This is a genomic window from Sphingobium sp. SYK-6, assembly GCF_000283515.1.
Taxonomy (GTDB): domain Bacteria; phylum Pseudomonadota; class Alphaproteobacteria; order Sphingomonadales; family Sphingomonadaceae; genus Sphingobium; species Sphingobium lignivorans.
In genome coordinates, this window is the sequence record NC_015976.1 from 3,322,017 (window position 1) to 3,345,188 (window position 23,172).

The 23,172-nt window shown below is 65.5% G+C and carries 21 protein-coding genes; 9 read left to right on the forward strand and 12 right to left on the reverse strand.

Translation table 11 applies throughout. The features are described 5' to 3' along the window. Positions 1 to 6: 6 nt before the first annotated feature. Both coaD and SLG_RS15245 read left to right on the forward strand, forming a co-directional pair. Entirely contained in the window at positions 7 to 510 is a 504-nt protein-coding gene (coaD, locus tag SLG_RS15240) for a pantetheine-phosphate adenylyltransferase (RefSeq protein WP_148276617.1), read from the forward strand. A gap of 59 nt (positions 511 to 569) precedes the next feature. Next, positions 570 to 1,274, forward strand: a complete 705-nt coding sequence (locus SLG_RS15245) for a peptidylprolyl isomerase (RefSeq protein WP_014077392.1) — start codon at positions 570 to 572, stop codon at positions 1,272 to 1,274. An 893-nt stretch (positions 1,275 to 2,167) separates the two neighbouring features. Here SLG_RS15245 and SLG_RS20530 read toward each other — a convergent pair. The 3 genes from SLG_RS20530 to SLG_RS15260 all read right to left on the reverse strand — a co-directional run bounded on the left by SLG_RS20530 (position 2,168) and on the right by SLG_RS15260 (position 5,909). After that, positions 2,168 to 2,695 carry an FxDxF family PEP-CTERM protein gene (locus tag SLG_RS20530; protein WP_148276618.1) on the reverse strand — a complete coding sequence of 176 codons (528 nt, stop codon included), beginning with the start codon at positions 2,693 to 2,695 and terminating at the stop codon, positions 2,168 to 2,170. Between the two features lie 373 nt (positions 2,696 to 3,068). After that, positions 3,069 to 3,593, reverse strand: coding sequence for an FxDxF family PEP-CTERM protein (locus SLG_RS20535; protein ID WP_014077394.1), 525 nt, complete (start codon positions 3,591 to 3,593; stop codon positions 3,069 to 3,071). Between the two features lie 249 nt (positions 3,594 to 3,842). Next, positions 3,843 to 5,909, reverse strand: a complete 2,067-nt coding sequence (locus SLG_RS15260; RefSeq protein ID WP_041392099.1) for a M13 family metallopeptidase — start codon at positions 5,907 to 5,909, stop codon at positions 3,843 to 3,845. A 320-nt stretch (positions 5,910 to 6,229) separates the two neighbouring features. Here SLG_RS15260 and SLG_RS15265 point away from each other — a divergent pair, with 320 nt between their 5' ends. From SLG_RS15265 to SLG_RS15280, 4 genes are all read left to right on the forward strand, one after another. Further along, positions 6,230 to 7,108, forward strand: coding sequence for a LysR substrate-binding domain-containing protein (locus SLG_RS15265; protein ID WP_014077396.1), 879 nt, complete (start codon positions 6,230 to 6,232; stop codon positions 7,106 to 7,108). Positions 7,109 to 7,405: 297 nt separating this feature from the next. Beyond that, the gene (locus tag SLG_RS15270) at positions 7,406 to 7,777 is read left to right on the forward strand and encodes a response regulator (RefSeq protein ID WP_148276619.1); all 372 of its coding nucleotides are present in this window, start codon (positions 7,406 to 7,408) and stop codon (positions 7,775 to 7,777) included. Positions 7,778 to 7,799: 22 nt separating this feature from the next. After that, positions 7,800 to 8,135: a hypothetical protein gene (locus tag SLG_RS15275; RefSeq protein ID WP_014077398.1), complete on the forward strand. Its 336-nt coding sequence runs from the start codon at positions 7,800 to 7,802 to the stop codon at positions 8,133 to 8,135. 124 nt (positions 8,136 to 8,259) lie between these two features. Beyond that, entirely contained in the window at positions 8,260 to 8,880 is a 621-nt protein-coding gene (locus SLG_RS15280) for a class I SAM-dependent methyltransferase (RefSeq protein ID WP_014077399.1), read from the forward strand. Positions 8,881 to 8,985: 105 nt separating this feature from the next. Here SLG_RS15280 and SLG_RS15285 read toward each other — a convergent pair whose 3' ends face one another. Continuing rightward, on the reverse strand, positions 8,986 to 10,314 hold the full coding sequence (locus SLG_RS15285) for a M28 family peptidase (protein ID WP_014077400.1): 1,329 nt from the start codon (positions 10,312 to 10,314) through the stop codon (positions 8,986 to 8,988). Positions 10,315 to 10,546: 232 nt separating this feature from the next. On the opposite strand from SLG_RS15285, the gene SLG_RS15290 reads away from it, so the two are divergent. Next, positions 10,547 to 11,185, forward strand: coding sequence for a DedA family protein (locus SLG_RS15290; protein ID WP_014077401.1), 639 nt, complete (start codon positions 10,547 to 10,549; stop codon positions 11,183 to 11,185). A 59-nt stretch (positions 11,186 to 11,244) separates the two neighbouring features. Beyond that, positions 11,245 to 12,276, forward strand: a complete 1,032-nt coding sequence (queA, locus tag SLG_RS15295) for a tRNA preQ1(34) S-adenosylmethionine ribosyltransferase-isomerase QueA (protein ID WP_014077402.1) — start codon at positions 11,245 to 11,247, stop codon at positions 12,274 to 12,276. A gap of 24 nt (positions 12,277 to 12,300) precedes the next feature. Here the strand turns inward: queA and SLG_RS15300 are convergent, their stop codons facing one another. From SLG_RS15300 to SLG_RS15315, 4 genes are all read right to left on the reverse strand, one after another. Continuing rightward, the gene (locus SLG_RS15300; protein ID WP_014077403.1) at positions 12,301 to 12,699 is read right to left on the reverse strand and encodes a DUF1489 domain-containing protein; all 399 of its coding nucleotides are present in this window, start codon (positions 12,697 to 12,699) and stop codon (positions 12,301 to 12,303) included. Positions 12,700 to 13,101: 402 nt separating this feature from the next. Beyond that, on the reverse strand, positions 13,102 to 14,784 hold the full coding sequence (locus SLG_RS15305) for an alkaline phosphatase D family protein (RefSeq protein WP_014077404.1): 1,683 nt from the start codon (positions 14,782 to 14,784) through the stop codon (positions 13,102 to 13,104). Then, positions 14,781 to 17,318 (reverse strand): TonB-dependent receptor, encoded by a 2,538-nt coding sequence (locus tag SLG_RS15310; protein ID WP_014077405.1) that lies wholly within the window; start codon positions 17,316 to 17,318, stop codon positions 14,781 to 14,783. The genes SLG_RS15305 and SLG_RS15310 overlap by 4 nt, the downstream gene beginning before the upstream one ends. A 238-nt stretch (positions 17,319 to 17,556) precedes the next feature. Further along, complete coding sequence (locus SLG_RS15315) at positions 17,557 to 17,766, reverse strand: hypothetical protein (RefSeq protein WP_014077406.1); 210 nt, start codon at positions 17,764 to 17,766, stop codon at positions 17,557 to 17,559. Positions 17,767 to 18,067: 301 nt separating this feature from the next. On the opposite strand from SLG_RS15315, the gene SLG_RS21795 reads away from it, so the two are divergent. Continuing rightward, on the forward strand, positions 18,068 to 18,235 hold the full coding sequence (locus SLG_RS21795) for a hypothetical protein (protein WP_014077407.1): 168 nt from the start codon (positions 18,068 to 18,070) through the stop codon (positions 18,233 to 18,235). A 16-nt stretch (positions 18,236 to 18,251) separates the two neighbouring features. On the opposite strand, the gene SLG_RS15320 is transcribed toward SLG_RS21795, so the two are convergent. The 4 genes from SLG_RS15320 to SLG_RS15335 form a co-directional block, all read right to left on the reverse strand. Then, positions 18,252 to 18,458 carry a cold-shock protein gene (locus SLG_RS15320; RefSeq protein ID WP_014077408.1) on the reverse strand — a complete coding sequence of 69 codons (207 nt, stop codon included), beginning with the start codon at positions 18,456 to 18,458 and terminating at the stop codon, positions 18,252 to 18,254. Between the two features lie 259 nt (positions 18,459 to 18,717). Further along, the gene (locus SLG_RS15325; RefSeq protein WP_014077410.1) at positions 18,718 to 20,076 is read right to left on the reverse strand and encodes a dicarboxylate/amino acid:cation symporter; all 1,359 of its coding nucleotides are present in this window, start codon (positions 20,074 to 20,076) and stop codon (positions 18,718 to 18,720) included. A 122-nt stretch (positions 20,077 to 20,198) separates the two neighbouring features. Then, positions 20,199 to 21,233 (reverse strand): copper resistance protein B, encoded by a 1,035-nt coding sequence (locus tag SLG_RS15330; protein ID WP_014077411.1) that lies wholly within the window; start codon positions 21,231 to 21,233, stop codon positions 20,199 to 20,201. Further along, positions 21,230 to 23,125 (reverse strand): copper resistance system multicopper oxidase, encoded by a 1,896-nt coding sequence (locus SLG_RS15335; protein WP_014077412.1) that lies wholly within the window; start codon positions 23,123 to 23,125, stop codon positions 21,230 to 21,232. The genes SLG_RS15330 and SLG_RS15335 overlap by 4 nt, the downstream gene beginning before the upstream one ends. Positions 23,126 to 23,172 lie beyond the last annotated feature (47 nt).

Below are 23,172 nucleotides of genomic sequence, written 5' to 3' on the forward strand. Positions count from 1 at the left end.
GGGATCATCATGGTACAGCGCATCGGCCTTTATCCCGGCACCTTCGATCCGGTCACGCTCGGCCATATGGACATCATCCGGCGCGGCGCGAAGCTGGTCGACCGGCTGGTCATCGGCGTCACCACCAATCCCAGCAAATCGCCCCTGTTCAGCCTGGAAGAGCGGCTGACGATGGTGCGCCGCGAATGCGCGGGCATTGCCGACACCGAGATCGACGTGCGCGCGTTCGATTCGCTGCTGATCGATTATGCCCGCTCGGTCGGCGCATCGATCATCCTGCGCGGTTTGCGCGCCGTTGCCGATTTCGAGTATGAATATCAGATGGCCGGCATGAATCAGTATCTCGATCCGGGCATCGAGACGGTATTCCTGATGGCGGACGTTGCGCTGCAGCCGATCGCCTCGCGCCTGGTCAAGGAAATCGCGTATCTGGGCGGCGATATCAGCCGGTTCGTGCCGCCCACGGTGCGGGACGACATGCTGGCCCGGATCGCGGCCAGAAAGACGTGATGAAAACGGTCAGCGCAGGTTCAGCCATGCGCGGCCAGGGACATGAAATGAGGACTCGAATGATGCGTGTTTCCCGTCTGATCGGCCCTGCCCTGGCCGTCGCCTTGCTGGCAACCGGCATCACGCCGGCCTTTGCGCAGCGCACAGGCGAGGACGTTCTCAAGGAAGCGGAAATGGCCGCGCGCGCGCGCAAGGATGCCGACGCGTTGCGTGACGAGGCCGAGAAGACCGGCGTGAAGCCGGTTACCGCCATGGCACCGGTCACGCCGGAGAATGTCTGGGTGCTGGAGCTTTCCGATGGCAAGCGGGTGCGCGTCCTGCTGCGCCCGGACATCGCACCGAGCCATGTCGAGCGGATCAAGTCACTGACCCGGCAAGGCTTCTATAACGGCCTCGCTTTCCATCGCGTGATCGATGGTTTCATGGCGCAGGGCGGCGATCCCAAGGGCGACGGAACCGGCGGTTCGGAATTGCCGGACCTCAAGCAGGAGTTCAATTGGCTCCCGCACATGCGTGGCACCGTTTCGATGGCCCGCGCGGAAAGCGAGGACAGCGCCAACAGCCAGTTCTTCATCATGCTGATGCCGCGCCTGCAACTCGACAACAAATATACCGTCTTCGGCCGGGTGATCGACGGAATGGCCGGCGTGGATGCCATCGCCAAGGGTGAGCCTCCCGCGACGCCCACCAAGATCGTCCGCGCCTGGATCGAGGGCGATCAGCAGGCCGCGGCGCCGGCGCCCGGCGGGCATCCGGCGGGATAAACCTCCCGTCACGGAGCCCGGCGGCACCCATGGTGCTGACCCTGTGACATGAGGGCCCTGGAGTAATCAGGGCACGGCCGCCGGCCGTTGGTGTCAGCCCTCGCACTCCTGCTCGAAATACCGGATCATTCCACTGGGATGCTTGCCCGAATTGCAGCGCCCCGGCGCATCCGGCGCGCCCTTGGGCTCCGGAACCATGGCACTGCGAGCGCATCGGCTGGCGCAAGGCATCCATAAATGTGCGGGGCCGTTCGGCCATGGGCGCGACAACCGACCCCTCAGAATGTGGCCAGACCGTCAGGCTGCCGCGCAAAGGAGGGAGAGTCTCGACGCGCGTAGCAGCCGCTTCCGGGAGCAGCGGAGACGTCGATCACGACCGTGCTCGCGGGGCAGTTCGCGTGCATGGATGGAGGACCACTATTGCCGGCCCTGCGACGGCGCGGGAAGGCGCGGGTCGAAGGACATCGCGCAGCAAGATAGTGGATGGGGCAGCGCGTTCAGCGTTGTGGGCGGCGCTCCATCGGTCGACCCGCAGTAGCGGGCGCTCCCCTCGCGCCTCCTATTCCAGCTTGTCATCCGTCGTGGACAGGAAGCTGCCGGAGAGCGCCGCACGACCTGCGACTCCAGGATCGATCAGGACTCGCATCGGCGATTGCAATGGGTGGCTTCCGCTTCCCGGCTTCCCGCGCGCCCTGCTCTGATGCGCTGCGCGCCCGGTTCCGAAGAACCACCATTCCCGTTACGCCATCACCGGAATGTCGATCAATCCAGAGGTTCAACCGGACGTGGCGCGCCAGCCCGGAATAGAAAAAGGCGCCAGCGATCCCACGATGCTGACGCCTTCTTCTTTGCTTTGAGAGCGGAGACGAGCCTGACGCTCGTCCCTGCCTTGATCAGCTGAACGCGACGCGCACGTTCCGAGCGCGACGACGCATCGTCATGCCGACGGCAGCGATACCGGCAACCATCATGGCCCAGGTGGCGGGCTCGGGAACCGGCGACACGTTGATGTTGCCGCCATAGCTCGCAGCACCGAAGGCCGTACCTTCGACGACGAGCGTGTGCGCACCGGCACCCAGCCAGACGCCAGCGACAGTTGCGAGGTCAACGCCACCGAACTGGTTGTTGTAGATATCGAACAGGATCGTGCCGTTGAACGACACCTTCGTGAAGTCGATATCCCCGGCGCCCTTGAGCGTCGTCAGGATCGACGTGATCGACGACGAGGTCAGTGCGCTCGGCGTATCCAGAAAGAAATCAAAGGTGTCGACGAAATCGCCGGCGCCCGCAACTTCACCCGTGAACGCGTCGGTGACCTTGCCGCCCGACAGGTCGATCGGATCAACGACCGCAGCGTTAGCGGCCGGCGCGAGGCCGAGTGCCGCCATTGCAGCTGCCGCCGCAAACACAACCTTCTTCATAAAATTCTCCCACATGCCTTGGTTGGCGATTCCTTAATGCCTTTCGCGCTCGCGAAATTCAAGCATGTTAGGCATAACTGATTTCGCCCCTGTGTCAGAATGAGATGCCTCGGGGCAGGAAAAGGGCACGGAAAACGGCGCATTCTCGCCAGAAATCAATCATCTCGATCCGCTGTGGGCGATCACAGGCGCAGGCGATTCCCCTGCCGCAGGCGGACTGTTTGTTAACCAAAGATCGCAACGCAGCATTTAGGGAGATCGAATCCCGGCAGGATGCGCGAGCCACCCGCGCTCAATGCGACGAAGGCGCCGATCCGTTCAGGATGGCGCCTTCGGTGTGAACCGATGGAGCGCGAAGCCCCGTCGGACCGCCTCAGCCGAAGCTGATCTGGGTCTGCGGCTTGCGACGCCGCATCGCCCAGCCCAGCGCCGAGAGACCGACAAGCATCAGGCCCCAGGTCGCGGGCTCGGGCACCGGCAGGATATTGATATTGCCGCCATAGCTTGCCGGTGCATAGGCAAAGCCACTCACCGTCAGCTGATGGGAACCGGCCGAAAGATAAACGCCGCTGATATGAGCCACGTCGGTCGTGCCGGCAAAATTCGTCTCGACGTCGAAGAAGATCGAATTGTTGAAGGTGACCTGCGTGAAGTCGATGTCGCCGGCACCGCCAAGCGCCGTGAGGATGGACGTGATCGAAGAAGACGTCATCGCGCTCGCCTTGTCGAGCGTGAACGAGAAGACGTCCGTGAACGCTCCCGCGCTGGCGATCACACCGCTGAAGGAGTCAGTCGTCTTGCCCGTCAGATCGATCGGATCGACCACAGCGGCATTCACCGCCGGTGCCGCGAACAGCGCCGAAAGAGCGGCCGAAGCCGCGATCAACTGCTTCTTCATTGAACGTCTCCCACATACCCAGTGAAAGATGATCTCATGGTTCGGGGTCGCGCGCAACGAATTATTAACGTTTTGCGTCAACCCTGCGAGCGCACCTGTCTCGAAACGGCACGAATTTATAATATGCAATATCAGTATCTTAGATGACGCTTCAGGGCTTCGCCGGCCGTTCTTCAATGAGAAAGGAAAGGGCGCGCATTAACCCTTTGAATGCGCGCCCTGTAGTCCCGCCAGCAACGACTTTGCCGGTTACCAGATGCGCACCCGGTTCTCGGGCGAAAGCGCCAGACGGGCCGTGGCGGGCACGGTGTAAGCCTCATACCAGGGGTCGAGATTGCGCACGATCGCCACGCGTTCCTTAGAAGGCGCATGGGGGTCGGTCAGCAGCCGCTGCCGCAGATTCGCCTCGCGATAATTGCGACGCCACACCTGCGCCCAGCCGAGATAGAAGCGCTGATCGCCGGTCATGCCATCGATCACCGGCGCCTCCTTGCCGCCCAGGGATGCCTTGTAGGCCTCGTAAGCGACCGTGAGGCCAGCCAGGTCGGCGATATTCTCTCCCAGGGTGAGCGATCCGTTCACATGCTCGCCGGGCAGGGGCTCATAAGCATCATATTGCTTCACGAGCTTGTCCGTGAGCGCCTTGAAGTTCTTCACGTCCTGCTCGGTCCACCACTGCACGAGACGGCCATTTTCGTCATATTTCGCGCCCTGGTCGTCGAAATGATGGCTGATCTCATGGCCGATCACTGCCCCGATGCCGCCATAGTTGATGGCGGGGTCCGCATGCGGATCGAAGAAGGGCGGCTGAAGGATTGCCGCGGGAAAGGCGATCTCGACCATGCCGAAATTGGCATAGGCATTGATCTCCATCGGCGTCATGAACCATTCCCAGCGATAGATCGGCTGGCCGAGCTTGCCGATATTATAGTCGTAATCGAACTGGTTGGAGCGCATGGCATTGCCGAAGAGGTCGTCCCGGCGCACGTCCAGCCCGGCATAATCGCGCCATTTGTCGGGATAGCCGATCTTGGGGATGAAGGCGTCCAGCTTCTTGTGGGCGCGAGCCTTGGCTTCGTCGCTCATCCATTCGAGACCATCGATCCGCTTGCCCATCGCAACCAGCACGTTGCGCACGAGCTCGTCCGCCGCCGCCTTCGTCTCGGGCGGGAAGTAGCGCGCGACATAGACCTTGCCCACTTCCTCGCCGAGCGATCCCTTCACGAAGTTGACGGCGCGCTTCCAGCGCTCCTCGCGCTGCGGCGTGCCGCTGAGCGTCGTCCCGTAAAAGGCGAAGCTCTCCGCGCCGATGGCGTCCGGCAGATAATCCGCATAATCGTCCAGGCTGCGGATCAGGATCTGATCCTTCAGCACTGCGAGCGGCGCCTTGGAGAGAATCTCCGCTTCGCCCTTGATGGCGCTCGGCTGCGAGACCAGCAGCGTGTCGCTATGAATTCCCGCGCCCTTGAGCATCCCGGCGAAATCGAAACCCGGCACGAGCTTCGCCAGTTCGGCGAGGGTCATCTTGTTATAGGTCTTCTCGGCGTCCCGGCTGTCGACCCGGCTCCAGTGGATCTTCGCGATCGCCGTCTCCAGTTCCATGATCGCGGCGGCACGCTTCTCTCCGTCCGGCTCGCCGGCCAGCGCGAACATCTTTGCGAGATGCGCGACATAGGCCTTGCGCGTCGCCTCCATCTTCTCGCCCGGCTGGAGGTAGTAATCGCGGTCGGGCATCCCCAGCCCGCCCTGCATCATCACGAAGATATAGTGGTCAGGCGCCTTGTCATCCTGTCCCACATAGCCCCGGAACGGCCCGGAGACGCCATTGCGCGGCGTCTGCGCCAGCAGCGCGACATAGTCGGCGCGGCTCTTCACGGCCTTGATGGAATCGAGCCAGGGCTGGATCGGCGCCAGCCCCTTGGCCTCGACCGTGGCCGCATCGAGATAGGCAGCATAGGCATTGCCGATCTTGCTGGTGGCGTCGTCCTTGGCCTCATCGAGGATTTCCTGCGTGCGCTGCTTGGAAAGATCATCGAGCACCGTGAACATGCCGTAGTTGGACTTGTCCTCGGGGATCGGCGTGGCCTTCTCCCAGGTGCCGTTGGCATAGGCATAGAAGTCGTCGCCGGGCGCGACGCCGGCATCCATGCCGTTCATGTCGAAGCCGAAGTCTCCGATGGTGGCCTTGGGCGCGGTGGCGGTTTCGGCAGCGGCAGGCGCGGTTGGTGCAGCTGGTGCGGCCGTTTCGGAGAGGCGTGCCGAACAGGCCGAGAGGCTGGCTGACGCCAGGGCAAGGGCAAGAATGGAGCGATGCATGGAAATCCCTTCATGTCTTTGTCGTCCTGCCATCCGGCAGGCGGATGGCGCTTCCTAGCAACGCGGCCGCCGCAACTGAACCCGGGATCGGCGGCCCGGACCCTGATCGCACCGGGTTTTCCGCATGTGTGGCATTCCGGCGGCGCCTTGCGGGCCCGCGCGCTCCCCCACCCAGGGGCAAGCGAAGCACGAACCGCTGTCCGCCGTATCAACCCCGGGCCTGCGGTTGTGCGACATTCCTGTGAAAAGCTGCTGGCGTCTTGCCCGCGCTTGCGGCATGCTTGTGCGATGCAGCATATGTCCGAGGATCGCTGACCCTCATGCGCCGCCTACCCCCGCTGACGGCCCTGGAGGCATTCGTTCAAGTCGCCCGCACGGGGTCCGTCAAGGCGGCGGCGGAGGAGCTTGCGCTTTCGGCGCCAGCGCTCAGCCGTCGCATCCAGGCGCTGGAGCGCTTCCTTGGCTACAACCTGTTCGATCGCAAGCACCAGCAGCTGGAGCTTAACCAGCACAGGGTCGGCCTGCTGAAGGAGATCGCCCCGGCGCTCGATGCGCTGAGCGCGGCGATCGAGACGGCGACAAGCGGCGCGCGGACCATGCGGGTGCGCCTCGGCATGCTGCCGCTCTTCGCCAGTCAGCGGCTGTTTCCGCGGCTTGGCGAGTTCCATCGCGCGCATCCCGATGTGCATCTCGACGTCGACACCAGCCCGAACGCCATCGCGCGGCTTGGAGAAGGGCTGGACGCGGCCATCGCGCTCGCGCGCGATGTCGACCCCTCTTTATATGCACGCGAGCTCGATCGCGACGACGTCTATCTCATCGGGTCCCGGGCCATGCTCGAAGGCGAGAAGGCCATCCGGGCGCCGCAGGATATCGCGCGCCAGACCATCCTGGTCCATCGCGACATGTCCGCCACCTTCGATGTGTGGAAGGAGGCCGTGGGCCTGCCGCAGCTGATGCCCGCCTCGATCGATTATTATGATTCGGGTGCGCTCATGCTCGAAGCGGCGGCGCAAGGGCTCGGCATTGCCATCATGCACGGCCGCCACTTCGCGCATGCCCATGATCCGCGCCTGGTGCGCCTGTTCGACATCCATGTGGAAAGCCCCTACCGCTACTTCTTCGTTTGCCGGCCAAGGGCACTGGAGCGCCGCGGCGTAAGGCTGTTCCACGACTGGCTCATCCAAGCCGAGATCTGAGAGCCCCTGAGAGGCATTTACCATTTGTTGACGGATCGGCGTGTAAAGATGGCGCATTCCCGCGCCGATTGCCGCCGGCTTCTCCCACTCGGCCCGCAGTCGGCGCGGAAGACCCCTCCCCAGCCCTATCCAGACTCCTTGCCCCGCCCTTGCCGGTCCGCGTCCGCGCGTTGATCGCTCGCGGACCATCGGCCGGCTGACAGGGCGGCCGCGCCGGTCGCGGAACCATTTATAAACGCGATCTCCCTATCGTCCGGTCAGAAGGCCGGCAGGATGGCCAGCAACGGAAGGCGGTCCATGCCGACAACACGGATTTTGACGGTCGACGACAGCAGGAGCATGCGCGCGTTGCTGCGCATGACGCTGGCCGGCAATGGCTTTGAAGTGATCGAAGCCGAGGATGGCCAGGCAGCCCTCGACTGGCTCGAGGACCATGACGTCGATCTCATCATCACCGACATCAACATGCCGCGACTCGATGGCTTCGGGCTGATCGGGCGGCTGCGCGAGGAACGCCGGCGCCATGTCGGCCGTCCCATCCTCGTGCTCACCACGGAAGCATCGGACGAGAAGCGGGCGCTGGCACGCGCCGCCGGTGCGACAGGCTGGATCGTCAAGCCCTTCGATCCCGAGCGGCTGATCGCGGCCGTGCGGCATGTCGTGCACTGAGACCGACATCGCGCCGCGGCACATGGCATCCCGTTCCCCTGCTTCCCTGAGCCTCCCGGAACGCGGCGAGCGATCCGAATCGTTCATGCGCGGCCTCATCGCGGATGAACTGGATGGCATCCGGCGCGTGATCGAGGATCTCGGCGTCCAGCTCTGCGGCGACCCGGCGGTCGTGCGCAGCCATTTCAGCGTTCTCCAGGCGATCGACGAGCTGTGCCAGAGGCATGAGAATCTGGCCCGCATGCTGCGTTCGGACGACATGGTGCGGGAGACGGCGGGGATCACGCTCGAATCGCTGCGCGCCCGCTTGTCGGCGAGGCTTGCCGATGCCCGGGATGACATCCACCGGCCAGATTGACCGCAAGCGAGCGTGGCTTTCGGAGCGCGGCGGCGGGCAAAGTGCATGTCCTGCATCTTGCCTCTTTTCATGACCCCGGCCTGCTCTTAGTGTGACGGTCTCGTGAACGCCTGTGTGAGGGGCAATGGCCACCAAGGGATCTGTGCTGACGGAGCGCCGCACAAGCGCCAGCGACTATATTAAGTTTCTCCATGCCTGGATTCGCAAGCCCCGGCAAACGGCGTCGATCGTGCCGAGCAGCCCCTATCTGGGCCGGATGATGGCGTCCCAGATCGATCCGCAAGGTGGACCGGTCATCGAGTTCGGGGGCGGAACGGGCGCGCTCACGCGGCAGATTCTGGCCACTGGCCTGCCGAGCGACCAGCTCGAGGTGGTGGAAATCAACGAGACACTGGCGCGCAACCTGCGCCGGAGCCTTCACGGCGTGCGAGTCATCGAGGCGCCGGCCCAGTCCGTCCTGGCGGAAGCAGCGGGCGGCGCGGGCGGCTATCAGTGCGTCATCAGCGGCCTGCCGCTGCTGGCCATGAGCAAGTCGCTGCAGCATGCCATCGTCGCCGAGGCGTTCCGGTTGCTCAGGCCCGGCGGCGCTTTCATCCAGTTCACTTATTCGCCGCGCCCGCCCCTCGCGGAGAGCGTAGCCGATGCGCTTGATCTCGGCGTCGAACGCATCGGGACGATCGTGCGGAACGTGCCCCCGGCCACCGTCTTCCGCTATCGCCGCGCGGCAGACATCGCGAAGGACTGAGCGGGGCCGGCCACAAGGGCAGATGCCCCGCGCCGCATGATCTGACCGACGCCGGCAACGCGCCGCCCCGCAGGCACAGCGCGTTACGGGGGGTCAGCCCGCGTCTTATTCGGCCGCGATCGGGCCGGGCTCGTTGGCTACGATGGACAGCACCTGCGTCCAGGCCTCGACATTCTGCTCCAGCAGCGCCGGGTCGACCTTGTCGAGCGTGTCGTCCGCCGTGTGGTGAAGATTGAAATAGTCCGTGCCGTCCTGCGCCAGGTCGATCACTGCCAGCTTCTGCTTCGCGATGATGGCGCCCACATCGGCGCCGCCGCCGGCCGGGTCACGCCCGGTCACGATGCCCATCGCGGCGAGCGCGGCGGATATGCGCTCGGCTATGGGCTTATTCTGGGCCCCGAGTTTCATCTCCATTTTCCAGATGCGCCCGGCGCCGAAATCGCTTTCCATGGCCAGCGCGTGGGGCTCGCTGCCATGTTTCTCCGCATAAGCCGCGCCGCCGAACACGCCGATTTCCTCCGAGCCCGCCCAGAGCACGCGGATGGTGCGCAGCGCCTTCCCGTCCCGCTGCGCGCGCAGCGCCGCATCGGTAACGATGGCGCAACCCGCCGCGTCGTCGATGGCGCCCGTGCCGATGTCCCAGCTGTCGAGATGGCAGGCGACGAGGATCGGCGGCAGCGAGGGATCGCGCCCGACCAGATCGGCGACGACATTGCCGGACGGCAGGTTCTCCGTGGTCCGGCCGGTGAGCATGAGAGAGAGGCGCATCGGCTTGCCCTGCTTCGCCACGCGGGCAATGAGATCGGCATCGGGATTGGACACGGCGCCGGCGGGAATGGCCGTGACGCCCTCGGGAAAGGTCGTGACGCCCGTGTGAGGCACGCGATGGCTGTCCGTTCCAACCGAGCGGATCACCGTACCAATAGCGCCCTTCTGCGCGGCCAGAGCCGGCCCCTGCCTCCGCGCGGCACCGAACGGACCATAGCCGCTTCCATCCTGATTGGCTTTCATCGCGTGATCGATGAAGGCGATCTTGCCCGCAAGCGACCCGGCCGGTGCCGCGCGCAGCGCGTCCATCGTCGGGAAATAGACCAGCTCCGCCTCGATGCCCTTGTCCGGCGTCGTCCCGCTATAGCCGAGCGCCGTGATCGCCAGCGGCTGCTCATAAGGCGCAGTGAGGCGCGCGCGATCCTCGCCGCGCACATAGCTGCGCACCGTGAAGGGCTCGATGGCGACATTGGAAAAGCCCAGCTTGCGCAGCTTCGCGGCAGCCCAGTCCCGCGCCCGCGCCTCGGCCGGGGAACCGGCAAGGCGCGGTCCTATCTCTGTCGTGAGGCCGGCCACGATGTCCCACGAGACCGTCTGCGGTTCGGCCGAAGCCATCGATGCGGGGAGAAGAGCGGAGAGCGCCGCGACGCGCAGGAAATTAGCCATGACGCACCTGTTAGCAAGGGACGCGGCGGATGCAAATGCCGGGAAGCGCGAGGGCTCACAATGTTGCTTTCCCGCAGCGACATGCCGGCAATCCGGAGCCGCAAGGCGCGGTCCTGCGCGACCCGTACACGACCTTTGCGTTCGCTCGCCGGCCGCGTACGGATGACCCGGCGGCACGCCCCGTTTGCCGGCCCGGAACGATCCTGCAAGGACATCGGTTCAAGCGATAATCATGACCGACTTCCCCGCTCTCCTTCTCGACTTCATCGTTCGTCACGCGGCCTGGGCGGGGCCGATCGTCGGCGTCCTCGCGTTCCTCGAGTCGCTCGTGGTCATCGGCCTCTTCATTCCTGCCATCGCCACCATGATCGCGGTGGGCGGGCTGATCGGGGCCGGTATCATCGAACCCGCCCCCGTCATCGTTCTGGGGATCGTGGGCGCGATCCTCGGTGATTGGGTGTCCTATGCGATCGGCCGGGCCATGGGCCCCGCCATCTACAGCCATCGCTGGCTGCGCGATCATCGCATCGGCTTTGCCCGGGCCAGACTGTTCTTCCGCCGCTTCGGCTTCCTCGCCGTTCTGCTTGGCCGCTTCCTGGGACCGGTGCGTGCGACGGTGCCGGTCGTCGCGGGCGTGCTCAGGATGCCGCACATGTCCTTTCAGGCCGCCAATGCGCTGTCGGGCCTGATCTGGGTGCCGGTGCTTATGCTGCCGGGCTATCTCGCGGGCACGCAGGCCGCCGCGATGGGCTTCGAGATCGAGTATCTCCTGCCGCTCGCCTTCGTTGCCTGCCTGATTCCGCTGATCGGTGGATGGATCGCGATCAGGCTGTTCAGCCGTCCGCGCCGGCGGGAGAATCGCCGGTCCTAGGACGATCGCTTCGGCCGCCTCTGTTCAATGGCGCCGATGACGGATATGGGCCCTGCCCCATGCGTGTCGACCTTTTCGATTTCGATCTCCCCGGCGAGCGGATCGCCCTGCGTCCGGCGTCACCGCGCGATGCGGCGCGCATGATGGTGGTCACCGGCGACGAGATCGCCGACCGGGGCGTGCGCGATCTGCCGGCCCTGCTGCGCAAGGGCGACTGCCTTGTCTTCAACGACACGCGCGTCATCCCCGCCCAGCTCGAAGGACGGCGAGGCAAGGCGAAAGTGGGCGTCACGCTCCACAAGCGCCTTGGCCCGCGGGACTGGCAAGTGTTCGTGCGCAATGCCAAGCGCGTGCGCCCCGGCGATCTCATCGATTTCGCGGCAGGCGTTCAGGCGCGCGCGGGCGAGCGGGACGCCGATGGCGGCATGACACTCGCCTTTCTCGGCGAGGAACCCGTGGAACTGCTGCTGGAGCGCGCGGGCCAGATGCCGCTGCCGCCCTATATCGCCAGCAAGCGCCCGACCGATGCGCGGGACCAGGACGATTATCAGACGATGTTCGCGCGCGAGGCCGGCGCCGTCGCCGCCCCCACGGCCGCGCTGCACTTCACGCCTTCTCTCATGGATGCGCTGGCCGAGGCGGGCATCGCGCACGAGACGCTGACGCTGCATGTCGGCGCCGGGACTTTCCTGCCGGTCAAGGCGGACGACACCAGCGATCATCGCATGCATGCCGAATGGGGCCGGATCGATGCTGCCACGGCCGACCGGCTGAACGCGGTGCGCGCGCAGGGCGGCCGGCTGATCGCCGTGGGCACGACGAGCCTGCGCCTGCTGGAGAGCGCAACGGACGAGCAAGGCACCATCCGCCCGTTCGCCGACGAGACGCGGATCTTCATCACGCCCGGCTATCGCTTTCGCGCGGTGGATGGGCTCATGACCAATTTCCACCTGCCGCGCTCGACCCTCTTCATGCTGGTCAGCGCTCTCATGGGGCTGGAAACGATGCAGGCTGCCTATGCCCATGCCATCGCGCAGGGCTATCGTTTCTACAGCTACGGGGATGCGAGCCTGCTGCTCCCCGCGCGGTGAACCGAGCGGGAGACCGCGCTAGCCCTAAAGCAGCCCCAGCCGGCCCAGTTCCGCCGCCACGCCCTCGGGAAGCGAATCGCCGTCATGCGCGGCATCCAGATCGGGCGGAACATCCTCCTCGGCCAGATAGCGCCAACCCTGATGCGCGCGCTTGGGTCTCGGAACCACGGCGATCAGGGTCGGCGCGAGGCGTATCCAATGCTTGCCGTCGGGCCGCTCGGCGAAACCCAGAATAGGGCTGCGTCCCACAAGCTGATGGCCGAGAATCCAGTAGAGGGATCCCCCTTCCATCTCCGCATGCCGCTTGGGCAGATAGCGCGTCGTGAGCCGCGCTTCTCCCGTCGCGGCATGGCTTTCCAGCCAGGCGCGCAGCGTATCGGCGCTTTCCGACTGAAAGGCGATTTTCGTCATGTGCAGGGGCATGGCGCCGCTTTAGCCAAGCCGCGCCGTCAACTCCACTGCCGCTTGAGGGTCGCGGTCCGGCTGGCCGGGTTTCCTGAGACTCTTCGCTCGACAGGCTGTCCACCCCGAAGCGACAGCCTTGCTTTTCCGCTGTCCTACACCCCCTCCGTCATGGCAGCCCTGCCGGACGCCTCCTTCTGGAAGCAGCGGCAGGCAAGCCACGGCTCTTTCTCATTGAAGGACCTTCATCGTCCGTCGGGTCATGCAGTCCTGCCGGAACAGGTGCTGATGTCCGCCTCGTCGAAAGTTGAGGGAAGCGGAAGATGACACGGACGTGTCGTCATCTTTGTAAACTTCCAGGCCGCAGCGCCCTGTTGGACGGGCATGGTCGGGCCGTCCGCCAGCGCTAAATGTCGATCAGCCCTAACCCCCTTCAGCGTTCGCCGAAGCCCGCTTCAGCACCCGGGGCTGCGCCGCCGCAGCGACTTCGAAGCGCGCGAGCAGGCGGGCTTCATAATCCCGCGCAAAGATGGTCGACATCGCGACATAATCGGCCACTGCCGCCTCGCGCGTCAGCCGGAGCAGGGTGTAACCCTTGGCCCGCTGGTCGCAGAAGGCAACTTCCGGACTGGACCGCGTGAGGAAGTCGCCGAGCGGCAGTTGCGGGATCGCGTCGCCCACGGAGGGGCTGCTGATGCCGCTGGTTCCGAACTCCACCGCAACCGGCTCTCCCTGCTGATCGGCAAGCGCGTTGGCCCAGAAGGCATGGCTGTCGCCCGAGAGTATCAGCGGCTGTGATCCGGCGCGCCGGAAGCTGTCATAGAGCCGCTCCCGCGCGGCGGGATAGCCGTCCCACGCGTCGAGATTGAACGGCAGTCCGGCCCGATAGCCCGCCTGTGCGGCCTCCACCTGCGCGCGCGTGGCTGCGTCCAGTCCCCCGATGGCACCCGCCGCACGCTCCGCGCCGAGCAGGGCCGCAAGGTCCGGCCCGTTCACGCGCGCCATCACCACCTGATTGCCGATCAGTTGCCAGGGCACGCCCGCCGCCACCGATGCCGTGAGTTCCCGTTCGAGCCAGGCGCGCTGGGGTTCGCCGAGCAATTCGCGATCCGGACGGTTGCGTTCGGCAAGGACAGCGGCGATGTCCTCGGCGGCCGGCGTCGCGCCCTTGAAACCGGCCTGCTCCGACCGCGCCAGCAAGCGCGTCTCGACCATCGCGAGTGTCGCCAGATCGCCGAAGGTGAAGCTGCGATTGATCGCGTCCCATGGCGCCCCGGGGGCAGGATCGCGGATCGGCATCCATTCGAAATAGGCCTGCATGGCAGCGGCCTTGCGGTCCGCCCACTGGCCCTCGCGCTCCGGCTGGTGATTCTCCGCACCGTGCAGCCACGCATCGTTGGCGGTCTCATGATCGTCCCACACGCAGATGAAGGCCGCGCGGGCATGTGCCGCCTGGAGCGCGGGGTCGCTCTTGTACTGCGCATGGCGCATGCGATAGTCGGCCAGTGTCACGATCTCGTGCGGCGGTTCGACAGAGCGGCCGATCTTGCTGCCGATCGCGGCGCCATATCCCTCCGCGCCATATTCATAGATATAGTCGCCCAGATGGATGACCGCATCCAGCCGCTCGAGCCGCGCGACCGAATCCCAGGCATTGAAGAACCCGCCGGGAAAGAGCTGGCAACTCGCGACCGCGAGAACGAGGTCGGCCGTCTCGCCCGCTGGCAATGTGCGGAACCGGCCCACTGGCGAACGCGTGCCGTCCGCCAGCTCGAACCAGTAGACATAGTCCCGCCCCGCCTTTAGGCGGCGCGGCTGGACCTTCACCGTGAAATCGCGCGCGGGCCTTGCTTCGGCGGACCCGTGCTCGATCGGTTTTCCCTCCGGCGTGGCGGCGACGAACCACCGGACGGGAAGGGCGCCGGCATGATCCGGATCGCCCGGCGTTACGCGCGTCCACAGCACTGCCCCGTCTCGCGAGGGATCGCCACTGGCGACGCCGTGGCGGAAGGATGCGTTCCCGGGGCCCTGCGCGCGCGCGGCCGCGACGGGGAGGATGGCGCCCGAGCCGAACAGGCCGAGCGCGCGGCGACGATCGACCTTCACCGGGCACCTCCGAAGCGGAAGCCAAGCGCAACGCCATAGAAGCGTGGCGCGCCCGCGATGAAGGTCGGCAGGCCCAGGCTGTCCCCCGTGTTGCCTGCGTCCATGATGTACGCCTTGTCGAAGAGATTCTCCACGAAGGCTTCGACCCGCCAGCCGCCATCCCGCGATTCATAGCCGAGCCGTGCGTTCACGAGCGCATAGCCGTCCTGATATTCATCCTGGATATTGTCGGCGACCAGTGCCGCGGGGGGCTGCTGGAGGTCCGGCCGGTCATTGTCGTCATCGAAGAATATCTTCGATTGCACCGTCACGCTCGGGGAGAAGCTGACCCGTCCGGGTCCAGCCGGCACGGAGACGATCGCGCCAAGCGATGCGCTGTGATCCGGGCTGAGGCGGAACCGGTTGCCTTCCCGCACGCCCGTCTTGAACCGTCCATGGCCGTAGGCATAGGTCGCGAACAGGCTGAGCATGTCGTTAGGCATCCAGCGGACCTGCCCCTCGAAGCCGTAGCTTTCCGCCCTGCCTGCATTGGTGGTGATGAACTGCGTGCCCTGCTGCTCGGTGGTCTGGAAATTCTCATACTGGTAGAAGAAGACCGCGCCGTCCACGAAGAGGCTCCGGTCGAGCAACGCCGCCTTGGCGCCAAGCTCGAAGCTGTCGACCGTCTCGGACGGAAGAACCGGGAAGGTCACCGCGCCGAATGGTGCGCCGGGTCCCCGAGGCGAAAGGATCTCGGGCCGGCGCCCGCGCGCATAGGTCGCATAGATGCTGCTATCGTCGCTGGGCAGGTAGCGGGCCGTCAGGCGCCAGGAAAATCCGCCATTCTTGTGCGTCGCTTCCACCATCTCGCCATTGCCGGCCGTGGGCTGGGCGCCCAGGCCGAAGAGCGGCACCGGATAGGCTGCCGAAGGCGGGATGGTCGCCGCCCCGGGCACGGCCAGCGCCTGCAGCAAGGCTGTGCGCGTGGCCGCCGGCTGCGACAGCGCACCGATGAAGCCGCCCACGATGGAACGGCCGTTCAGCACGGACGCGGTATAACCGCTGCGCTTGTCGTCATGCGTGTAGCGCAGGCCCGCGCCCAGCTCGAAGCGTTCGGAGACCCGCATGGTCACGTCGCCGAACAGATCGAACGCATTGGTGCGAGCAGTGTTCGTGCTGGTTTCCAGATGAGCGCTCTTGAGATTGGCGGCAATCGCCTGGGCCTGCGCGGAAGAGAGCGCGACGCCATAAGCGCCCGCCACGCCCTGGAGCAGCATGCCGGTGAAGGCGGGATTGGCAAACAGGGCGGCCGGCGCCGGGTCGGTTGCAGCCCTGCCCGGAATCGCGCCGCCGCCGTTCAGGGCGCCCGCGAGCCGCGCCAGCACCATGCGCTCGTCGAACTGGGCCGGTCCGCGCTGCGCGCCATCCTCATGGAAATAGCTGGCCCCCACGAAGGCCGTGAGTGGTCCCTGCGCGAAGGCAAGGCGCAGCTCCTGACTGAACTGCTTGCCCTCGGCGCCTTCCGCGGCGGTCAGGATCGGAAGAGAAACGCCGTCCGCGTCGAAGATCTCGAGGGATTCGAACCGTCGATAGGCCGTGATGGACGTGAGCGTGAAGCGGTCGTCCAGTTCCAGATTGGCAAGGCCGGTCACGCCCCACACTTCCCGGTCGAGCCCGAGGGGCTTGCCGCCTTCAAATCCCCCCGCGCCCGCGACCAGCGCCGCGCCGCTGTTGCGCCCACGGTCGCCGATCACCGCGCCAGTGGCCGGGTCTGTCGGATTATAGGCGATGGACTTGAAGGACGTCCCGGCCGGGCGGTCCTTCTGGTAATTGCCGATGAGATCGAACGTCAGCTTGCCGGCTTCCGCATGCAGGGCGCCGCGAATGGCCTTGGTGTCCGCTGAGTTGAAATCCTCGCCACCCAGCAGATTCTCGACATAGCCGTCGCGCTGGCGGACGCGGCCGGCGATACGGACCGCGACATTGTCGCCGATCGGCGCGTTGACCATCGCCTCGCCGATGAAGCTCTCATAATTGCCATAGGACAGAGCGGCACTGCCCTCGATCCGGCCGAGCTTCGCCTTGTTCTGGATGATGTTGACGGCGCCGGTCAGCGCGCCGCGCCCGTAAAGCGTCGATTGCGGGCCTTTGGCCACCTCGACGCGCTCGATGTCGAACAGCTCGACATAGGAACCGCGCGATTTCGATATGGAGACGCCGTCCTGGAAGACGGAGACGCGCGGCTCGTTGGTCGCCGCGCCACTGTCGGACGTGATGCCGCGCATGACGAAGCCGGGATTGTTGGGAGACTGGTTCTGCACCACGAAGCCGGGCACGAAGCGCGACAGCTTGTCCAGCTCCTGAAGGCCGAACCGGTCCAGCTCGTCCGCGCCAATGGCAGTGAGCGCCATGGGAACGGCGATGGGATCCTGCTCGCGCAGCTGCGCGGTAACGATAATCGTGTCGGCATCTGCTGGCTCGGCTTCCGCACGGGCCTGCGCGGCCACGAGCGTCGAGAGGCTGGCGCCAGCCAGCGCGAGAATCCGGAAGTTCATGCGACTTGTCCCCCTTCACTTTGGAAGGGGCGCTAGGCGCGATCCGTGAAACATCGGTGACAGGTGCGAGACACGCAAATGACACATCGCGCCAACGCGTTCATGCCCGCACAAGTCGAGCATGAACGCGTTGGTAATCGAGTGATTTTGCTCCGCCGGCGCGCCTGACTATATCAGCAAATGCGCGCGGTTGGCGCGTGTGCGGATGGGCGGGGAAGAGTCGGGGACGCGACCCGCGTCACCCCATGCCTGCCTCGTCCAGCCTGCGCTCCTTTTCCAGAGCGTCATGCTGCTTCTGGGCTTCGACCCGAATCAGGCGATCCGCCATGGCCTGCCAGGCCGCTTCGGCGCGCAAGCAGCGCTCCTTCACATTGACAAGATCGCTTTCGCGAGCGGCTTTGGCGCTTTCAGCGGCCCGGGAAAGATAGAAGTCGACGGTGGCGGACATGTGAGCGCTCCTTGCTGCCGGTATTCGGCCTCGCTCAGTCGATCATCTCGGCAACGAGATCCCGCAGCACATGGCGGGGCAAGATCGAAAGGTGCGGCTGATGACGCGAGTGGTGCGGCCGCCGGCTGAACGCCGGTACTGACCGAGGGGTAATCTGAAATTTCTTCTGCATTTTAATCCTCGGAGCCGTTTCCTTGAACGGCCCTCTTTATTGGTATGGAACACCCCTTCAGGGGGTGGAAGGCGCCGGCAGGTCCGCTGGACCGCGCCCGGCGCGCGCTCGTGGGGAATAAGGTTCTCCGTGGAGCGCGGGAGCGGCGACATCGTCCGGCTCACACCGGGCATGGTCGCCGATCGCCATTCGAACGAGGCAGCCGCGCCAGTCGGCAGCGCTGCGCCCGATCTGCTTGTGATCGCGACCGGAGGGACGGACATCCGCCCATCCGGCCTTCCTTTCTCGCCGGGCTAGTGCCGCGGCGCCTGACTCAGACGCTTTCGAGCTGGGTCGCGGAGAAACGTCCGCGCTGGTCCTTCTGGACCTGATAGCTCAGACGCTGATCCTTGTTGAGCGTGGCCATGCCGGCCTGCTCGACGGCGCTGATGTGCACGAAGCTGTCATCGCCGCCTTCGTCGGGCGAGATGAAGCCATAGCCTTTTTCGGTATTGAAGAACTTTACGGTGCCGATGGGCATGGAATTATTCCTTTGCATAGGAAGAAACCCGTCAGAACCCATGTCCTGACGGCGCTGGTCGAGTGTCAAAGGAAGAATCCGCGCTTCTCGCGTCAAAATCCGTCGCAGGCGACGATAGCAGGGTCAAGATGGGCCCTCCGACGCGGAAAGTCAATGTCAGGGCGCGCATCGGCGCTCCACGCCGGCGATTGGCTGCCAAAGGGACGGGGTTTGCGCGCGGTTCGGCGAGACCGGAAGGCGATGTGCTGATGACCCGCTTTCATCCTTTGGCGGAACTGTTCCCATCGCCCACCACGTCGTCGGCGAGTTCCAAACCCGCCCTCCCATCGGCAGCGGTGTGGGCGGGGGCTTTGGGGTGGGCCACATATTCGGGCTCCTCGACCTCGAGCATGCCTTCCCATTTCGTCACCACCGATGTCGCGATAGCATTGCCCAGCACATTGGTCGCGGTGCGGCCCATGTCCATGAAATGATCCACGGCGAGGATGAACGCGATGCCTTCGACCGGCAGGTTGAACTGCCCCAGCGTCGCGGCAACCACCACCAGGCTCGCGCGCGGCACCGCGGCAATGCCCTTGCTCGTCACCATCAGCACCAGCAGGATGGTGATCTGCGTGAGGATCGGAAGATCGATGCCATAGGCCTGCGCGATGAAGATCGTCGCGAAGCTGGCATACATCATCGAGCCGTCGAGATTGAAGCTGTAGCCCAGCGGCAGCACGAAGCTGTAGATGCGGCGCGGCACGCCGAACCGGTCGAGCTGCTCCAGCATCTTGGGATAGGCTGCTTCCGAGGATGCGGTGGAGAAGGCCAGCAGCACCGGCTCGCGCACATAGCGCAGCAGCGTGAGGATGCGCCGCCCCAGGAAGAAGGCGCCGGCCAGGATCAGCAGTCCCCACAGGAGGAACAGCGCGATGTAGAACTCGCCCACCAGCTCGCCATAGGTCAGCAGCACGCCGGGCCCTTCCCGCGTGATCGAGGCGGCCAGCGCACCGAACACCGCGATCGGCGAGACCCGCATCACATAGCCGGTCACCTGCAGCATGAGCTCGACCAGCGATTCCACCAGCGTGACGATCGGCTTGCCCTTCTCCCCGATCGCCGTGAGTGCCACCCCGACGAACAGCGAGAAGACCACGATCTGGAGGATCTGGTTGTCCGCCATGGCCTGCACCATGGAGGTGGGGAAGATGTGCAGGATGAAATCGCGCAGGTTGAGCCCGCCGGTCTCGATGCCCATGCCGCCGGCCGCGCCCGCCTCCGCCGCCGTGCGCGTGAGGTTGAGCCCCTCGCCCGGCGCCAGCAGGTTCACCATCACAAGACCCAGGCCGATCGAGATCAGGCTGGCGACCAGGAACCAGCCGATCGCCCGTCCCCCGATCCGCCCCAGCGCCGCGCTGTCGCCCATATGCGCAATCCCCGCCACCAGCGTCGAGAACACCAGCGGCGCAATGATCATCTTGATGAGATGCAGGAACACGTCCGCCGGCAGATGGAGATAGCCCGCTACCCGACCCGAAAGCGCCGCATCCTCCCCAAGCGCAAAATGCGCCCCCGTCCCGGCCGCCACGCCGAGCACCATGCCCATGATGATATAACGCGTAAGGCGCGGTGCCATGCTTGTCTTCCCGTCAGCCAGAAGTAACGCGCGGCCTTAAACGACCGCGCGCCCGGTGCAAATGAATCAATTGCCGGTCAATCGGCGCCGAGGCACGCGTAGGCGGATTGTCGCGCGCGCCCTCAGAACCAGATGCGCAGGCCCGCCACGAAGCTGGTCGAAGCCGCCGCCTCGCCCTCTGCACGCGCCAGTCGCGCGGTCCGGCCGATCCTCGCTTCGTGGGAGAGCCCGACATAGGGCGCGAACTGGCGGGTGATCTCATAGCGCAGTCGCAAGCCGGCTTCCGCGCTGCTGAAGCCAGCACCGATGCGATTCTCCGGGATGTCCTGAGCGGCGATGTTGAGCTCGGCCTGAGGCTGAAGCACAAGCCGCTGCGTGATGCGCTGATCATAATAGCCGCTGAGCCGGCCAAGCAGATCCCCCTTGTCGGACAGGAACAGGGCGCCTTCGACCTCGAACCAATAAGGCGCGAGGCCTTCAAACCCGACCACCGCATAGCTGCGCGAGGGACCAGGTTCGAAATCGTGGCGCACGCCGGCCTGAAGATTGAAATAAGGGCCAATCGCGCGACTGTAGAGTGCCTGGACCTCCGCCGCCTCGACGCCCCCTTGGAACAGCCCTTCGCCTTCGGCCTTGATCGTCAGCCGGTCGATGTCGCCCCCGAACCAGGCCTCGCCATCCCAATGATAGCCATCCTGCCCTTTCCGCGCCTGATATTCGGCCAGGTTCAGCATCAGGGTGGCAATCGTCTGCCCGCCGCTTTCGCGCATCATCATGTGACGCGCATGCGCCATTTCCGCCGGAGGGAACTGGCGATCGGCATAGTGGTCCACCGGCGGCCTTGGCGCCGGTGCATTGCCCGCGGGCTGGTTGGTGCCGACCGGCTCATCCGGGGACATTGCCGACATATCGTGCCCGGCATGGGCGGACGGCGCATCCTGGCCCTGCATCGCACCATGATCATGGGGCGGTTCGGGTTGCGCTGGCCTGTCGGGGATCGGGTGATGGGGCTGGTGGCCCATGTCATGGCCGGCATGATCGCCGGCCGGCGGTGACGACACGCCGGGCATGTCGTGCTTGCTGTGATCCTGCGCAAAGACGGGTGACGCCAGCGCAAGCGCGAGGACGACCGGCAGGTGCATGGCGAGGCGCATCATGCCGCCTCTCCCCGGGGCCGTACGCTCAGGATGCGCATCATGCCTGCCGCCATGTGATAGAGAAGGTGGCAATGGAACGCCCAGTCGCCGACGGCATCGGCCGTGAAGTCCCAGGTCACGATGCCGCCTGGCTGCACGATCACGGTGTGCTTGCGGGGGGCATGATCGCCATGGCCCGTCACCAGCTCGAAGAAATGACCATGGATATGGATCGGATGGGCCATCATGCTGTCATTGATGAGCTTCACCCGCACCCGTTCGCCCTCCGTGAAGGGGATCGGTTCACGCACGTCCGACATCTTCTCGCCGTCGAACGACCACATGAAGCGCTCCATGTTGCCAGTGAGGTGAATGTCGATGCTGCGGGAGGGCGCCCGAACGTCGGGATTGCGATCCAGCGCCATCAGGTCCCGATAGACCAGCACCTTGTGACCGACATCGGCGAGGCCCTGGCCGGGCTCGCCGGTCCGGTCGACCGGCATGGGCGAGATCGTCTGCACGCCGGGCCCGCGCTTGACCTGCGGTGCGTTGGCGAAGTCGCGCATGCTCATCGCGCTCATGTCGTGGCCCGCCATCGCGTCACCATGATCCATCGTCCCGTGGTCGGTCGCACCATGACCCATCGCGCCATGATCCATGGGGGGATGCCCCATCGCAGAATGGTCCATGCCGGTATGATCCGGGGTGGACGCCTGCACCGGCGCGTTCCTGTCCGCCGTGGCGAGCTTGCGCGACGCATTCTGCTCCGCGCTCGGATCGACGCCGCGCGGCTTCGTCTCGCCGCCCATGTCCATGCCCATGTCCTTCATGGTGGCCAGCGGACGCTCGCGCAGTGCCGGGACCGGCGCCACCATGCCGACGCGCGGCGCCAGCGTGGCGCGTGCCATGCCCGAGCGGTCCACTGCCTCGCCGACCAGCGTGAAGGCCTTGTCCTCGTCGGGCGTCACGATGATGTCGTAGGTCTCGGCGACACCCATCTGGAACTCATCGACGTCCACCGGCATCACATTCTGGCCGTCCGCCTGGACGACCGTCAGCACCAGCCCCGGGATGCGCACGTTGAAGGTCGTCATCGCCGAGGCGTTGATGATGCGCAGGCGCACCCGCTGCCCCGGCGTGAACAGCGCGGTCCAGTTGTCGGCCGGGCCATGCCCGTTCACGAGATAGGTATAAGCGGCGCCGGTCGTGTCCGAGATGTCGGCGGGGTCCATGCGCATCGCGCCCCAGGCAAGCCGATCCTTGAGTGTCTGGTCGCGCTTGCTCAGCAGTCCGGACAGCGTCTGGCGCTGGAAGTTGAAGTGGCCCGGATTGATCTTCATGCGGCGGAAAATCGTTTCCGGCGCAAGCTGGCTGTGATCGGACAGCACGATGACATGCTCGCGATCGGCTCGGATCGGATCGGCGCCGGCAGGATCGATCACGATCGGACCATAAAGGCCCAGCTGCTCCTGGAACCCCGAATGGCTGTGATACCAGTAGGTCCCGCTCTGCCGGACCGGAAACTCGTAAAGATAGCTTGAGCGCGGCTTGATGCCGGGGAAAGAGACGCCCGGCACGCCGTCATGCTCCGGCGGGACGAGCAGGCCGTGCCAGTGGATGGAACTCTCTTCATCGAGATCGTTGAACACGTTGAGCCGGATGGTCTGCCCCTCCCGCAGCCGGATCAGCGGCGCCGGCACCGTTCCGTTGATCCCGATCGCGGCCGACCGCCGGCCGTCGATCGTCATCGTCTGGCGCGCGATGCGCAGCGTGATGTCATCGCCGGACAGCGCCGGGAGTCCTTCAGAAACTGGTTGTGCCCAGGCGGGCATCCACGCGGCGAGCGCGGCCGTGCCGCCGGCTGCCCCCAGGCCGCGCAGCATGGTGCGGCGATCGATGGTCGAGAAGGTCATGAAAGATCCGATTCTGCTGTCCGGGCTTCATCCTCTACGCAGCCCCG